The sequence below is a fragment of the Pseudomonas sp. B21-053 genome, from assembly GCF_026016365.1.
Taxonomy (GTDB): Bacteria; Pseudomonadota; Gammaproteobacteria; order Pseudomonadales; family Pseudomonadaceae; genus Aquipseudomonas; species Aquipseudomonas nunensis.
On record NZ_CP087205.1, the window covers coordinates 2885948 to 2900888 of the forward strand.

Sequence of the window (14941 nt, forward strand, 5' to 3'; positions counted from 1 at the left end):
GTCAGAGATCCGATCCAGGCGGCTTGGGCTTTGTGGGCCGTACAGTAACAGCTTGTATCGACAGGAAAAAGACAGGGGCTTAATGCGCTGTTAATTGCGGGTGCGGTGGGCCTCCTGTGGGAGCGGGCTTGCTCGCGAATGCTGTCTTCCAGTCACCAAGTATGTAGCCTGACACACCGCTTTCGCGAGCAAGCCCGCTCCCACAGGGGATCTGTTTCAGCCCTCAAATTGCAGGCAAAAAAAAGCCCCTGAATTTCAGGGGCTCTTTGTTAGCGTGGTGAAGACACCGTCAGCATTTGCCCAGGCTTCAACGCCTGGCCAACCCGAGGATTCCAGCGCTTGAGGTGTTGCATCTCAACGTTGAAACGTTTGGCGACCATATACAGCGAGTCACCTTGCTGGACCTTGTAGGTCTGCTGGGTCTTGGCGACGGTCTTGCCGGTGTCCTTGCCCTTCGACTTGCCGCTCGCAGCAACCACGGTGTTGATCCGGCCGGCGCTGCGCTTGGTGTTGTCCTGCATGACCAGGGTCTGGCCGACCTTGAGGTTCTTGCCGGTCATCTTGTTCCAGCGCTGCAGGTCCTTGACGTCGACCTTGTTGGCCTTGGCGATGGCGGCGAGGTTGTCGCCACGTTTCACCCGGTAGGCGCGCTTGAGTTTGGCAATTTCGTTGTCGTCAGCGCCTTCGAACACCGGTTTCAGTGGTCGCGAGCTGATCAACTCCTCGGGACGCATGGTCGACAGGCTGGCCGTCAGCAGTTGCGCCTTGGACGTCGGCACCAGCAAATGCTGGGGGCCGTCGATGGTGGTGCGCTGCTTGAAGGCCGGGTTGAGCTGGAACAGTTCGTCTTCGTCGATGTTGGCCACCGCGGCAACCTTGGACAGGTCCATGCGCTGGTTGATTTCGACGACCTGGAAGTACGGTTCGTTGGCGATCGGGTTGAGGTTCACGCCGTAGGCTTCCGGCGCCAGTACCACTTGCGACAGGGCCAGCAACTTCGGCACGTAGGCCTGGGTTTCGGCCGGCAGCGGCAGGTTCCAGTAATCGGTCGGCAGGCCGAGCTTCTCGTTACGCTCGATGGCGCGGCTGACGGTGCCTTCACCGGCGTTGTAGGCCGCGAGGGCCAGCAGCCAGTCACCGTTGAACATGTCGTGCAGGCGGGTCAGGTAGTCCATGGCCGCGGTGGTCGAAGCGGTGATATCGCGACGGCCATCATAGAAACGGGTTTGACGCAGGTTGTAGTAACGCCCGGTGGAAGGAATGAATTGCCAAAGACCCACCGCGTCGGCCCGGGAATAGGCCATCGGGTTGTAGGCGCTTTCAATCACTGGCAGCAGCGCCAGTTCCAGCGGCATGTTGCGTTCTTCAAGGCGTTCGATGATGTAGTGAATGTACAGGCTGCCACGTTCGCCGGCGTTTTCGAGGAAGGACGGGTTACTGGCGAACCACAGTCGTTGTTGCTCGATACGCGGGTTGACGCCCAGGTTGTCCTGCAGCTGGAAGCCCTGGCGCATGCGCTCCCAGACGTCCTGGGGTACTTGCGGTGTTGGTTTCTCGCTGAGCCAGATGGGTTTCTGCTTGGCTCGGGCGGCAATATTCGGAACGTGTGTGGCTTCGGGTTGCGGGACATGGCTTGAGCAGCCCGCCAAAGTGGCGGACACAGCCACCGCGATGGCTTGAGCCAAGCGGGTCAATGCGTCTGAATTGATGGCTTTACGAATAGATGACGACATTGGCTGGAAGTAAGTTCCGGGCAAAAATGTCGGGGGATTCTAGAAAGCGTACCCCCCGCGGTCAACCATTCAGAATTTTTGTACCAATAGGTAGCCAGCTTAGAACTTATCTTTCCAAGCCCGCAAGGCAGCAAAAACCGCACTCGGACCCCGGTTTTGGGTTCCATTCCGTTCGTCCACTTTTTCTTTAACGGATGTTTCATCGACACGCAAAAACGGGTTGGTGAGCTTTTCAAGCGCCAACGTAGAGGGCAGCGTCATGATTCCGGCTTCGCGTTGCGCGGTGACTTTTTCCAGACGCGCGGCAGTGTCCGGGTTGCCCGGTTCGACCGCTGCGGCAAACTTCAGGTTGCTCAGGGTGTATTCGTGGGTGCAATACACCAGCGTGTCCTCAGGCAACGACGCCAAGCGCGTCAGCGAGGTGTGCATCTGCTCCGGAGTGCCTTCAAACAGGCGGCCGCAACCGGCGGCAAACAGGGTGTCGCCGCAGAACAGCAGGCCATGGTGATAAAAGGCGATATGCCCAAGAGTGTGGCCGGGAACGGCGTAGACATCGAAGTCCCAGTCCAGCACGTTGATACGGTCGTTATCCTTGAGCGCGACGTCCCGCGCCGGGATGGTTTCGCTGGCCGGGCCATAGACTTTCGCGTCTGTCGCTTTTTTCAGCTGCTCGACGCCGCCAACGTGGTCATGATGGTGGTGAGTGATCAGAATATCGCTGAGCACCCAGCCCGGATGCGCCTCCAGCCAGGCCTGGACCGGCGCGGCGTCGCCCGGATCGACCACGGCGCAGCGTTGGGTGCGGTGGTCTTGTAACAACCAGATGTAGTTGTCGGTGAAGGCGGGCAGGGCACTGATCTGTATCATCGTCGGATTCGCCAAGCGGAAAACAATGGCGCATCTTAGAACTTCCTGGCGCTTTGGAGAATGCAATGACCGATAAAGCGTTCGCTCAGGCCGATCCTGAGTGGCTGACATTGATCAGCGCCGCCCGTGAATGGTTGTCCGGCCCGATCGGGCAATTTTTGCTGGACGAAGAACGGCGCATGCTCGAAGACGAGTTGGGCCGGTTCTTCGGCGGCTACCTCGTGCACTACGGTCCATCGGCCGAAACACCGCCGTCGGCGCCGCAAGTGCAGCGTAATGTAAGGCTCGGTGCGCCATTGCCCGGGGTCGAGATCGTTTGTGAAGAACAGGCCTGGCCCTTGAGCGAGCACGCCGCCGATGTGGTGGTGTTGCAGCACGGGCTGGATTTCTGCCTGTCGCCCCACGGTTTGTTGCGCGAAGCGGCAAGCAGCGTGCGGCCCGGCGGGCATCTGTTGATCATCGGCATCAATCCCTGGAGCACCTGGGGCCTGCGGCATGTGTTCGCCCACGACGCCTTGCGCAAGGCCCGTTGCATTTCGCCGTCGCGAGTCGGGGACTGGCTGAACCTGCTGGGCTTCGCGCTGGAGAAACGCCGCTTCGGGTGCTATCGTCCGCCGCTTGCGTCACCCAAATGGCAGAGCCGTCTGGCGGGTTGGGAGCGCAAGGCCGGTGACTGGCAACTGTCGGGCGGCGGCTTCTATTTATTAGTGGCACGCAAGATCGTGGTCGGCCTGCGCCCCGTGCGTCAGGAACGACGCGAGCCAATGGGCAAGCTGATTCCGTTGCCGATGGCCAAGGTCAATCGTCGTCATATCGAGCCGTAAACATTCTTTATTTTCCCGGCCGGGTTAGCCCGGCCTCGGGCATCGTCGATCCTGGATCGGCGAGCCACCGCATTTTCTGGATAGATTGGCATGAGCGATAGCGTAGAACTGTTCACTGATGGCGCCTGCAAAGGCAACCCCGGCCCCGGCGGCTGGGGCGCACTGCTGGTGTGCAAGGGCGTCGAGAAGGAACTGTGGGGCGGCGAAGCCAACACCACCAACAACCGCATGGAACTGATGGGCGCGATCAAAGGCCTGGAAGAACTCAAGCGTTCCTGCGACGTGCTGCTGGTGACTGACTCCCAGTACGTGATGAAAGGCATCAACGAGTGGATGGCCAACTGGAAGAAACGCGGCTGGAAAACCGCCGCGAAAGAACCGGTCAAAAATGCCGATCTCTGGAAGCTTCTGGACGAACAGGTCAACCGCCACACCGTGACCTGGAAATGGGTACGCGGGCACATCGGCCACCACGGCAACGAACGGGCTGACCAGTTGGCTAACCGCGGCGTGGATGAAGTCCGAGGTTATAAGCAGGATTAACGACGCTGCCCTGTAGGAGCTGCCGCAGGCTGCGATCTTTTGATCTTGCTTTTGATTTTGGAGCCAGCCGAAGATCAAGGTCAAAAGATCGCAGCCTGCGGCAGCTCCTACAAGTTCGGGGTGGGCGAGTCTGCGCGTGAGCATGTTAAGATCGCCGCTTTTGCACGATTGACCCGTTGAGAGCTGAACACTGATGGCCACCAGATCCGTTGTGTGGAACCGTTTTTAGGGGAGGTATGTAAACTTAAACCCCACGCCCTCCAAGCCCGGTAATACTGAGTCGTAGCCCCGCATCCTTCACTACGATACCGTACGGTAAGAAATTCTGTAAACCATGGCCTAAATTCAGAGGTCATGGTTTACATTCTTCCCTGTCCCCCCATTCCGGCCCCAAAAGCCCTTAAAGCCACTCCTCCCATACCTCCAAGGCCCCCCACCGCGCGCCCCCGCAGCAGACATTCTGCGCAGCCGCTTTTGCATAAATTGCCACGCCGTCTACGCTTGTGCGGCCAATCGCCATCATGCGATCGGACAACGGTTAGGCAGGTATTCCATCGCCTAAACCTTATAGATTTTCACTGAGCAGGGGCCACCTATTGCCCCGACATGCTGGGATGCCCCGCTATGATCGAGTCGATTAGTCTGTCCAACATCGCCACCTACAGCGCCGCTAAGTCCGAAGTAATCAAACTCAAACCGGTCAACTTCATTTATGGAGCGAATGGGGCTGGCAAGACCACAATCAGCCGGCTCATCGAGAAGCCTGGCATCTCAGCAGATTCCAGCATCACTTGGCTCAGAAATACGCCTGTGCCAGCAATGATCTACAACAACGACTTCATTGCTGCCAACTTCACAGATTCCAAAGAGTTTCAGGGGGTATTTACACTAGGCAAGGTCGAGAAGGATCAGCTCGACAGACTCAAAGACCTTAAGGATGAAAGAAAGCGTCACGAGCAGCTGAAGGCCAAATCAATAATTTCTCTGGATGGCGAAGATGGAAAACCCGGAAAAAATGCTGAGCTGGCCTCTTTGGATACAAAACTGGTGGGCAGATGCTGGGAGCAGAAGGTAAAGCATGATGAGCATTTTAAAGGGGCATTCACTGGTCTGAGGAATAACAAGGAAGCGTTCAAGGCAAGGGTTCTGCAGGAACATACGAGTAACAAGTCTGCCTTGGTGGACTTGGCAGATCTCCAAGCTAGAGCGGCAGTTCTATACGGCGATCAACCTTCGAGAATAGCGCCTGTTTCGACTTTTGATTTATCGCGACTGATCGCATTCGAGACAAGTCCAGTTCTCTCCAAGAAAGTTATTGGTAAAGATGACGTAAGCATATCAGGCATCATTCAGCGGTTGGGCAATAGCGACTGGGTCAGGCAGGGTATGAAATTCTTGGGCCACACGGACGAACAGTGTCCGTTCTGTCAGCAGGATCTACCTCACGACTTCGAAAAGGAACTTGCTGAGTACTTTGATGAGACCTTTGAGGCCGATTCAAAGGCAGTATCCGCTCTGCGTAACAATTATTACCAGGCTGCAGAAGATCTATTGATCCAGGCGCGTGCTCTGCTGGCTTTGGATTGTGCTGAGTTGGATAAAGAAAAGCTTAGTCCTGAAATTCAGTCGTTGGAAGCTGTTATTCTCGTTAATAAAGGGCGAATGGACAATAAGTTCGCCAGTCCAAGCACGGAGGTCGGTCTTGAAGGGCTCGCAGATATCCATGCTGGCATTGTCAGTATTGTTAACGCCGCGAACGCGAAAATCACCGAGCACAACCGCCTTGTTGCTAGTTTCACTGCTGAGCAGAGCAAACTCACTGACGAAGTGTGGAGGTATATTTTAGATGTCGAGCTAAAGAGTACTTTGGCTGATTATGCCTCTCAGATGGGTATGTTGCAGAAGGCCATTGCCGGGATTGCATCGAGTCGGGATAGGGCTTCGAATAGCATTGATGCTGTAGATTTCGAAATCGATAAGATTGAAACCGAGCTCACAACCGTGAAGCCGACAGTGACAGCCATCAATAAGATTCTTAGAAATTTCGGCTTCCGAGGTTTTTCACTCGATCCTGCGTGTGTAGGTAATTCGTATAGGCTGATCCGAGCAGATGGGAAAGATGCAAAGCAAACCTTGAGCGAGGGTGAGAAGACCTTCGTAACATTCTTGTATTTCTACCACCTGCTGAGAGGAAGTGTTACGGCCTCGGGCATCACTAGTGATCGAATCGTGGTTATCGATGATCCTGTTTCGAGTCTTGATAGTGATGTGCTGTTTATCGTGAGTAGCTTGATTAAAGAGCTGTTTATTGAGGTTAGAAAGCCTGGCAGCCATATTAAGCAGGTTGTGGTGCTCACCCATAATATACATTTTCATAAAGAGGTTACTTACGATCAGCGTCGTAAGCCCGACAAATCCCTCGGTGACGAGACGTTCTGGATCGTCCGCAAGCCCAACGAGTACTCGGTGATTGAATTTCACCCGAGTAATCCCATCAGAACCTCTTATCAGCTGCTCTGGGCGGAACTGAAGAGAACGCCGTTGCCAGTGCTTACGCTGCAGAACACCATGCGCCGGATTTTGGAGAATTATTTCAAAATCCTGGGTGGTGTCGATACTTACCATTTGGTTGACGAGTTTGAAGGTATCGAAAAGACGCAGTGCCAGTCTTTAATGAGCTGGGTGAATGACGGCTCGCATTACGCTCCGGATGAGCTGTATGTGGCTATCAGCGACGCTATGGCAGAAAGCTACCTGAAGATTTTCTTCAAAATATTCAAGGCTGCTAAACATGACGCTCACTACAAAATGATGATGGGCGATGCTTATGTCGATCTGGATCAGGACGAGCCGGCAGAGCAGCAGGCGGAGACAGAGGCTGGGGAAAATGAGGCCACTATCGCTGTTACTGCAGTCGCTGCTGACCTGCCCTTAGTCGTTCCTGAGCCTGCCCCACTACCAGCCAGCAGTGCCGTCGCGGCCCCAGCTAGCGTGCCGATTGCTCCCAAGCCTGAGAACGACCAGCTTGGGTTCGATCAGGACATTCCGTTCTAGGAGCCTTCGGGCGACAGGGAAAGTACTTGGTAGGCGATCGGCCCCGCTTATCTGGGAGCTTTTGGAACTGCCAGTGAGGTCAGGTCGGTTTTATAGCAATGCACGTGTACCTGCCGCTCGAAGATCAGCGGGGTGGGCCAGAGGCCGAATCTCAAGCTATAGGGGTCGGAAATCGACCCCTAAGGTCATCAGGCTTTACCACCTAAGCTCAGCGCAAGCGAGTTATTTCTAGGATAAGACTGTTAGTCTCGGAGGTTGTCTCTACCGAAAATGTACTCACGATGTTCTTCGTCGAAGTGCAAGATCCCAAGCTTTGAGCCAAAGCTACGAACTTCAAGAATTTGAGGCGTAAGATCGTCCCAGGCGTTGATGATTTCTGCGGTATAGGATTTGAATTCGGGCCTTTCGGTTAGGCCTCTGATGAGCAGGTCTTCCATAGGCATGGCCTGGTCTGAGATTTCGTAGTACCAAAACAGGGCCGATAAATCTGCTGCTTGCTTTGCAATTATAAGAATTTCACGATCGGTAATCTCATGGCCAGCTCCCATGGCAACAAACTTCAGCTGCCTACAGATTTGGCGAACCGTCATTTCCATTCTGAAAAAGGCATTGGGGTGCGACCCGGTGGCCGACGCCTGCTCAGGGGTCGCTCTACCATTGTTAAATCGGAAGAATGTGCACGCTATCCCTGCGATCATCAGATAGCAGTTGTCGACGATGAATTGCCAGTTGAGCTTTGAGAAGTCTTTCAAGCCGTTGTCCCAATCCTCGGCAGGTACTGCATGTCGAAGGAGATCGTGCACTGCTAAACAGGTAGCTTCGCTGTCCGCCGCTAGCTCTGTGATGTGATGAATTAAAGAATCCTGGTGAGACAGCTTTTTATCTGCTTGTGCATTGACTTCTTGGGTGTATGAGTACTCGTCATCATGGACTGGGTCATTGTTAGCTGAGCTGGTCAGATTGCAGACAGTTTCGCAGTTGTTTTTGCGTATCACCCCGTGGTCTTGCGCTGCATGACCAAGCTCGTGAAAAAATACCCATGTTAGAGCACCCATGAACATGTTGTTTATGAACTGGCTGCCTGGGGTACTTAGTGGGATCAGTGGCAACGGCATGTAGTCTTCTGGGTAGCGCTCTAAATAATTTTTCAGTTTATCGCTTTGCGTAAATTTGAATAACTTTTCAGCGTAACGATAAAGCTCAATCGCTATGGTGTAATTGATGACAATTTTATGTTCGGGGCCAGCGCTAGGGTGTATAGCAGAATAGGCTCCGGCATTAAATTCTTTGTCGGTTGACCATGCGATCGTTAGCTTGCCAGATTTCGGGGAGTAGAGGGCTTCAGAAATTTCTTCAGTCACGTCTCTTAGAATTGCTGTGGCATGTTCATTGATTTCAATGTCGGTTTTGGATTCGTTCACGTTTAGGCTGGCCTCAGCTTCGGTGTCGACCGATATGTTGTTTGTCTTGCTCATAAGCGATTTTGGCTCTGAGATGGCGAATTGATGCTGCATGATCCGGCTTCGCCGACGTCACAAGCGCTAACCTCGCACTGGTAGGCCATCTCAGTCATGCTCTTCTCGTCTCATGTGTAACCATTTTTGGCATGTGTCACTAGTTTCTAGGGGGGGGTAGCCGACTGTGGTGAAGTGTTCACATCAGGCTTAGCCTGGTTGCCACAGGGGCACCGCCCCAATCCGAATACCAACGAGGTGATCGAGACCAAGGGCGGGAATCATAAGCGGCTTAAGGAATGGAAAGCGGATTATGGTTCAGAGGCGGTAGAGCCTTGGGCTTCCTGACTCTCAAGCAACTCTATAAAAAATGGCCATTAGGCCGTTTTTTATGCGCCGAAGAAAAAACTAATGGCAGTCGGAGCCTTACCTCTTGTGCTGCCCTGACTCATGGGTCGACTGCTGCAGCTGAGAGTTTTCCATCCTCTCAATATTGATGGTGTTGTAAGTGATCGACTGCGCCAGTTGCTCCTCGGCCTTACTGAATCTGATGCCCTCGCCGAGAATCCCTCGGGCCTCCAGATCTAGGGCAAAATCCATTATCTTGGTTTTCGTGACGTCAAGGATGCGAACCAATTTATGTACCGGTACGTGCAGCGCTGGCTCGTAGTCGGTGCGCATGAAGTTCCGGAATGCTGTGTTGAGATTGGCAGGGAATTTGACCACCACCGTTCCAGTCTCTGTGCGTTCCACCAGATCGGCGATCTGACTTACAGAATCGCGGGCAGGGGTTTCACACATCGAAGCGTGGAGCTCCCCGCCCATGTCCACCGGGATCCACCCTCGATACGGATTGAAGGCCTTGAGCTCCCCCGAAATGAGTCGATAACTAGGCACTGAGCGAAGTTCGTACCCATTCAGTTCGTCATTGAGCCATTCCTCAATGTCCTTGATCTTGAGCTTTCTGGAGACCAGCAATGCTTTTCGCAGGAGATCCGGAATGTGAATCGTACGGTCAAGCACATCGCACTGCAGCTCTAGAACCAGGCTGTCCATAGCGTCAGAACGCTCCGAGCAAAGTGGTTACCGCAGGTAGGTACGACGCGAGGGCGCTGCCAGCGGCTCCCTCCAGGATCGTTTTGATAGAGCCGAGACATTCCTTGATGATGCCTTTTTTGGGCGATGGGGCATTGTTCTGGAGCCTGATCGTTTCTACATCAGATCGCAGGCTTTGGGCCACGGTCTGATCGCTGATCTTGGCGATATCTTGAGAAAACGCTTCGAGGAAAGCGTTCAAATCCACATGCTGAACGCTCTGGTCAAGATGCTGAGTGGAGTGCTGAGCATATTGTTGAACTTGCGAATTTTGCATGGTGCCGATCGAAATGTTGTTCGTCTTGCTCATAGGTGCGGCCTATTCCGAGGTGGCGATCTGATACCGCATCATCCAATTTCGTCCGGGGCATAGCAACCCATGGCGGCACCTCTGGAGGCATGGAGGCGCGCTCGCCACACTTGGTCGGCTGCATGGCCTACCAGCCGTAGGGGGTAAGTACGCAGAGCTGGATGCCCTGACAGCTCTCACAATTGAGGCGCAGGCTCCTTGGCATTGCGATTTCGGAACAGGTTGGCGATGTCTTCGGTTGACGGCGGTGTGACCACCGTAAACTCTGTCAGGCGTAACTTGAAGGGCGTGCCCATCACGAGCTGATTAACGTACATCCGACGCTCGTCGCAGGCCTCATCAGCCTTCTTCCAGGCGTCTTCGAACGCTGTGCGCATCAGATAGCTGTAGGACAATTTGCATGAGGCGTTGAAGCTGCTTTCGAGCTGTTTCCAAGAGTCGGTTTTTTGGAGGTTGCGAATATCGGAAGGTGACCAGTCTTCCCGTGCTACTCGATCGGCCCAAGATTCGCGTACGCAGTCCTGAATGTTCCCTTCGCTTGCCTGCACTGCCGACTGAAATGCAGACTGCCAGTCCGCATATGCAGGCGTGGGGCATGTCAGGTCTTGAGTATGCTCGATCATGCCCTTTTCATAATTGCGCGCCAACAATGCATCGATGGCCGCACTGGGCGCTCGGGATTGCTTGCTGGCTTGCTCTTGCAGTTGAGAGAGTGTCGACTTCGCTAGATCGAGGGGCTGAAGCTCCAACGATTGTAGTTTTTGTGCGATAGAGCCTGCTTTCTCATCCTTGAAGACCACAAAAGGTAGTGTGCTTGCTGATCTGTTCAGGACATGAATCATGCTGCTTGGCAGCGCTGTCTGGCCTAAGAGGCTTTGCACTTTCAGCCCGTAGTGTTGCGCTTGAAGGCCGGCAAGGGTCGATTCAGCCGTTTTGGCTTCAGCTGTTGCCCGTTGTGCCCGAAGCATGGCATCGCGGGCAGATTTCTCAGCGTCCCCTACTTTCTGGTTGAGGGTCACAATCTGCTTCTCGATTGAAGCTCGCTGATCAGCCAGATCCTTATTTTTCGCTTCCCCAGCTTGCAGGGATTCCGCTTGCCCCTCCATTTGATGCTGAAGCTTTCGTTGTTCAAGCTGCAGGCGAGCGAGATCCTCGGAGACCACCTCTTTCTGGAAGACTGGCCGCACTGTGTAGAAATAGCCAACTACGACTACAGCTAGCATCAAGACCTGAGAGGCGTTGGCCATCAGCCCTGAATAAGTCATGGCTTTTGCTAACCATGTGGCTTTAGGGGACGACTGAGGCGCCGGCGTAGAGTCGCGGTTTGAGGCTTTTTTTTCAAAAAAACGTGAGTACTTAGGGCGGGCTGCCACTGGTCTTCCTAGCAAGTGAGTGTGATCAGCGGCGGATGGTACGAAGTTTTCTGGCCTTAGGCTGAGTTTTAAGGTGTCTAATGATACGGTGGCGAAAGTGACGACACCCTTCACTGTAGCTCGGGCAAGACCTGAGGCCGCTCCTCAAAGGTCGTGGCTTGAATCGACCGCTGCGGGTGAATGCGCAGTCTTCAGGCCAAGTCAAGCGTCGATTCCCGTTACCTATCCCAAGCCCGGAATGTCAGGCATTATCGAGCCAGATCGCTATGGCGATTTGCCGGTGGTCTAGGTGAGGCGGAGGGTAAGGATGAAGGACTCATTTTCAAGGCGTCACGGTTTCTCGCAGGTCGATGAAGCCGAAATCACTGTCCGGGAAGACGCACCGCAAGCGCTGCAGGAGTATCTGATTCAATTGAGCTACGAATGTGGTCTCAAGCCATCAGACCTGCGCCAAATAATCTGCCAGGCATTGAAGGTCTTGCCCGACAAGCAGAACTGGAGTGAGAGGCCCAATATCCACGAGGAAAACGTTCGGCGGCTTGAGCAGTGCAAGTGGTTCAAGGTGTATGACGTCATTGAGCGGCTCGATGATTACCTCGGCAACCGTAACTATGGCTCTGGCGTGTACGAGCACTTCACTACTGAGCTGAACGAGTTCTTCATTGAGCACGGCATAGGGTGGAAGCTGCTGGAAGGTCGCATCGAAATCCGTGGTTCTGAATCCTTTGAGCAGGTTTTGACCTCGGCGAAAGAAACTGAGCATCAACATGGGCACGTCACGGCCAGCAAGGAATTGCACCAGGCGATTGCCGATCTCTCACGCCGACCGTCTCCAGACCCGACGGGGGCGATACAGCATGCCATGGCTTCGCTGGAGTGTGTCGCTCGGCAGGTCACTGGTGACCAACAAGCGACCCTTGGGAAGATCATGAATGATTCCCGAACGCTGATTCCAGCTCCATTGGATCAGGCTGTCATCAAAACCTGGGCGTACGCCTCGGAGTTCGGACGGCACATCCAGGAAGGGCGTGAGCCGTCTTTCGAAGACGCAGAGCTCGTAGTTGGCCTGTGCGCCTCGGTCAGCAGCTATTTGATCAAGAAATCGAAGTGACTTAAAAGGACTCACAAGATGATCTGGGAGAGCTGGTACTGGAAACAACCACTGTTAGAGATGGCAGATCGTCTTGAGCACCTCAAAACGGTCAGTGCCCTGTCTGATGAAGAACTTGCACAGGTAGAGCGCGACATCTTCATCGGCTTCTACTCCGTCAGGAAGCTTCTAGAGGCCCCTGCCAAGATCACCGACAAGATCCGCCACCTTTCTATCCCCCTTCATAAGCACCCAAACCTGAAGCGCGTGACATGGCGTAACAACCACCGGCTAGATGAGCTCTACGACCTCTCCAAGGCAGGCCAGGAGGGGCGAGACGTTATGTTTATATGCGGGCGGATCATTCATAGCTTCGTCTTCGCGCCCTGTATATCCGAAGGTGGCGGACTGGACGGTGCATTCTTCAGCTCAGATCTCGACAAGGATAAATGCCTGTACTTCATCAGCATCGATGAGGTGATTTCGGTATTTCGCCAGATCGGGAATGATGACCCTTGCGACATTAGGTGGTCTCGTGATCCTGAGACAGGGAAAGAGACGCTGATCGTGAAGTGACCGCCTTAGATAGGTGCCAGGTGGACGGGGAATTCAGTCGATCGCGTAAAGGCGGTCGGTAGATGGTACTGCACCCGTTGACCGATCGCTGACTGACTTAATTGCCTGGGAGGTTCGGCTGCCGGGCGAGAAATACGATCCTCAGTTAACTTGCAGCAGGAAGATGATGTGATAGGGAATATTTTCAACGTTTTTTCCCGCAGGAAGGAAAACCAGGCAGCAGTCAGAAAACCGCTGACCCCAGGATTCAGGCAACGGACTCTCATGCTGCTGCGCGACGCTGGCGACGGGAGCCTTCTTCCGGCTCTTGAACATCTTCATGGAAAGCTGACCTACTTGGTGGGTCGTGTCTCTTTGAGCCAGCGTCAGGGCATGTCTCCTCAGGACGATACCCTGCAGTTCCTAACCACGTGTAGTGATGCCCACTTTCTGGACGCAGTTGAGTACATCCTGCAGTCAGACGCACACATGTGCCTGGGCGGGCGGCAAGAGGACGTCGTGACTCGACTAAACGAGTTCTTGAGCATTGATGACCTGACTTACTTTGTCACCAAACAGGTCTGGGAGCCTTGGCAGAGCGACGATTTTCGCAGTAGCCAGAGAATAAGGCTTCTTGAAGAATCGAAGGTGATCCCCAAGGACAGTCAGGTGATCCATGAAACGGCAATTGAGCCGGCACTTCAGTTGCTCCGGCAACCCGAATTTCGCTATGCCAACACCGAGTTCATGGTCGCGCTTGAAGACTACAGGCATCGGAAATTCGGTGACTGTGTCACCAAGTGCAACGCCAGTTATGAGAGCGTCATGAAAGTGATCTGCGGCCAGAAGCGTTTCGGCTACAGCGAGGGCGATAGCACTGCAAAGCTTTTGAGAACCATCATGGCCCAGACGCAGATGGAGGGCTTTTGGGAGACACCGCTGATGGTTGTGGGCACGCTTCGCAACAAGCTGAGCTCAGCCCATGGCGCAGGAGAAAACGCGAAGGTAGTGCCTGAGCATGTTGCCAGGTATGCGATGAACATGACGGCGTCGGCTATCGTCTTCCTTCACGACCAGGCCTACTCAGGCAAATAGGCTCTGATGTCTGCCTAGAACGCCGGGGCCAAGATCTGTGCGCGGATTGAGGCTCGGGCCTAAGCAGGTTCAGAGGCTGGTGGGCAGTGATCACATCGCACCGTCTTGTTGACGTAGGTAGGGATGCAGTGATGGAAGTCCCGAATCCTTGCCGGATGGTAATGCGCTTTGATGCACTCTGCAGGGATGTCTGAGCGCACTACGTAGCACGGTGACGAAGACATCCCCAAAGGACGTTTTGTCCGAAGCTGCCCCCATTCCGACAGTATCATTTTCGCTACTTCCAGCTTCTGCGCAGGTGGAATGAGCTCGATGGGAATGTCGACCTCCAGTACGGTCGGAATGCCAATTGTCCGCAACCGGAGCCTGTAATCCTCCTCGTAATGTCCTCCGCTCAGCTTCGCCGCCAGTGCCAGGAGGTACTCGCTGCCGTTGATGATGTAGTGACCGAAGTCCCTAACCATCTGGCGGTCATCCCCGGACAGCCAAGTCTTACCCTGTTCACTTGACTCACGGTGCTTCATCTTCTCGATGGCCCGGTCGAGGCTGGCCGACGGGAGATCTGCAAAAAGCTGTCGAAATTTTTTGATGATCGAGTCGGCGTTTTGTCCCCGAAGCCCATGGTCGTAGTAGCTAGAAAGCGACTCTGGGCGGCAGCCATGAAAGGCTTTGAAATGTGTGTAGTACGAGGACATCCGCTCGCAGAATTCAGGCACCAGGTCATGGTGATCCGGGAGCCAGTCCATGACGTCCGACCAGCACTGGGGCCTGCGCCGCTCCAGTACCGCTACTAGTTTCGGCGTCAGCAGCGGTTTTGCGTATGACCGGATGTGTTGTAACCATGCGCGTCGATTGCGCCAATCCAAAACTCTATGCGTCATATCAACCTTCAACTCCCTGATCCTTCAGCTTCGGCACTCTACGTTTCGACTACTCTTTGGCACAGGG

Annotated in this window: 13 protein-coding genes and 1 pseudogene; 7 read left to right on the forward strand and 7 right to left on the reverse strand. The window is 54.3% G+C overall.

The window, feature by feature from the left end:
- Positions 1-269: 269 nt before the first annotated feature.
- Both LOY68_RS13370 and gloB read right to left on the reverse strand, forming a co-directional pair.
- Positions 270-1733: a transglycosylase SLT domain-containing protein gene (locus LOY68_RS13370; RefSeq protein WP_054047531.1), complete on the reverse strand. Its 1464-nt coding sequence runs from the start codon at positions 1731-1733 to the stop codon at positions 270-272.
- 99 nt (positions 1734-1832) lie between these two features.
- On the reverse strand, positions 1833-2600 hold the full coding sequence (gloB, locus tag LOY68_RS13375) for a hydroxyacylglutathione hydrolase (protein ID WP_054047710.1): 768 nt from the start codon (positions 2598-2600) through the stop codon (positions 1833-1835).
- A gap of 65 nt (positions 2601-2665) precedes the next feature.
- Here gloB and LOY68_RS13380 point away from each other — a divergent pair, with 65 nt between their 5' ends.
- The 3 genes from LOY68_RS13380 (at position 2666) to LOY68_RS13390 (ending at position 7021) form a co-directional block, all read left to right on the forward strand.
- Positions 2666-3424, forward strand: coding sequence for a class I SAM-dependent methyltransferase (locus tag LOY68_RS13380; RefSeq protein ID WP_054047532.1), 759 nt, complete (start codon positions 2666-2668; stop codon positions 3422-3424).
- A gap of 90 nt (positions 3425-3514) precedes the next feature.
- Positions 3515-3967: a ribonuclease HI gene (gene rnhA, locus LOY68_RS13385; RefSeq protein WP_054047533.1), complete on the forward strand. Its 453-nt coding sequence runs from the start codon at positions 3515-3517 to the stop codon at positions 3965-3967.
- A 624-nt stretch (positions 3968-4591) separates the two neighbouring features.
- On the forward strand, positions 4592-7021 hold the full coding sequence (locus LOY68_RS13390; protein ID WP_265045078.1) for an AAA family ATPase: 2430 nt from the start codon (positions 4592-4594) through the stop codon (positions 7019-7021).
- 242 nt (positions 7022-7263) lie between these two features.
- Here the strand turns inward: LOY68_RS13390 and LOY68_RS13395 are convergent, their stop codons facing one another.
- Positions 7264-8535, reverse strand: a complete 1272-nt coding sequence (locus LOY68_RS13395) for a hypothetical protein (protein ID WP_265045079.1) — start codon at positions 8533-8535, stop codon at positions 7264-7266.
- 180 nt (positions 8536-8715) lie between these two features.
- Here LOY68_RS13395 and LOY68_RS13400 point away from each other — a divergent pair.
- Positions 8716-8823, forward strand: a pseudogene (locus tag LOY68_RS13400) (H-NS histone); the annotation flags it as partial.
- A 78-nt stretch (positions 8824-8901) separates the two neighbouring features.
- Here the strand turns inward: LOY68_RS13400 and LOY68_RS13405 are convergent.
- The 3 genes from LOY68_RS13405 to LOY68_RS13415 form a co-directional block, all read right to left on the reverse strand.
- Complete coding sequence (locus tag LOY68_RS13405; RefSeq protein WP_060765338.1) at positions 8902-9531, reverse strand: hypothetical protein; 630 nt, start codon at positions 9529-9531, stop codon at positions 8902-8904.
- 4 nt (positions 9532-9535) lie between these two features.
- Positions 9536-9880 carry a hypothetical protein gene (locus LOY68_RS13410; protein ID WP_265045082.1) on the reverse strand — a complete coding sequence of 115 codons (345 nt, stop codon included), beginning with the start codon at positions 9878-9880 and terminating at the stop codon, positions 9536-9538.
- Positions 9881-10056: 176 nt separating this feature from the next.
- Positions 10057-11253 carry a hypothetical protein gene (locus tag LOY68_RS13415; RefSeq protein ID WP_265045084.1) on the reverse strand — a complete coding sequence of 399 codons (1197 nt, stop codon included), beginning with the start codon at positions 11251-11253 and terminating at the stop codon, positions 10057-10059.
- A gap of 307 nt (positions 11254-11560) precedes the next feature.
- On the opposite strand from LOY68_RS13415, the gene LOY68_RS13420 reads away from it, so the two are divergent.
- From LOY68_RS13420 to LOY68_RS13430, 3 genes are all read left to right on the forward strand, one after another.
- Positions 11561-12364 (forward strand): AbiJ-NTD4 domain-containing protein, encoded by an 804-nt coding sequence (locus LOY68_RS13420; RefSeq protein WP_265045086.1) that lies wholly within the window; start codon positions 11561-11563, stop codon positions 12362-12364.
- 18 nt (positions 12365-12382) lie between these two features.
- Positions 12383-12919, forward strand: a complete 537-nt coding sequence (locus tag LOY68_RS13425) for a hypothetical protein (RefSeq protein WP_265045087.1) — start codon at positions 12383-12385, stop codon at positions 12917-12919.
- A gap of 150 nt (positions 12920-13069) precedes the next feature.
- The gene (locus tag LOY68_RS13430) at positions 13070-13993 is read left to right on the forward strand and encodes an abortive infection family protein (protein WP_265045089.1); all 924 of its coding nucleotides are present in this window, start codon (positions 13070-13072) and stop codon (positions 13991-13993) included.
- A gap of 59 nt (positions 13994-14052) precedes the next feature.
- Here the strand turns inward: LOY68_RS13430 and LOY68_RS13435 are convergent, their stop codons facing one another.
- Positions 14053-14886, reverse strand: coding sequence for a hypothetical protein (locus LOY68_RS13435; RefSeq protein WP_265045091.1), 834 nt, complete (start codon positions 14884-14886; stop codon positions 14053-14055).
- Between the last annotated feature and the right edge of the window lie 55 nt (positions 14887-14941).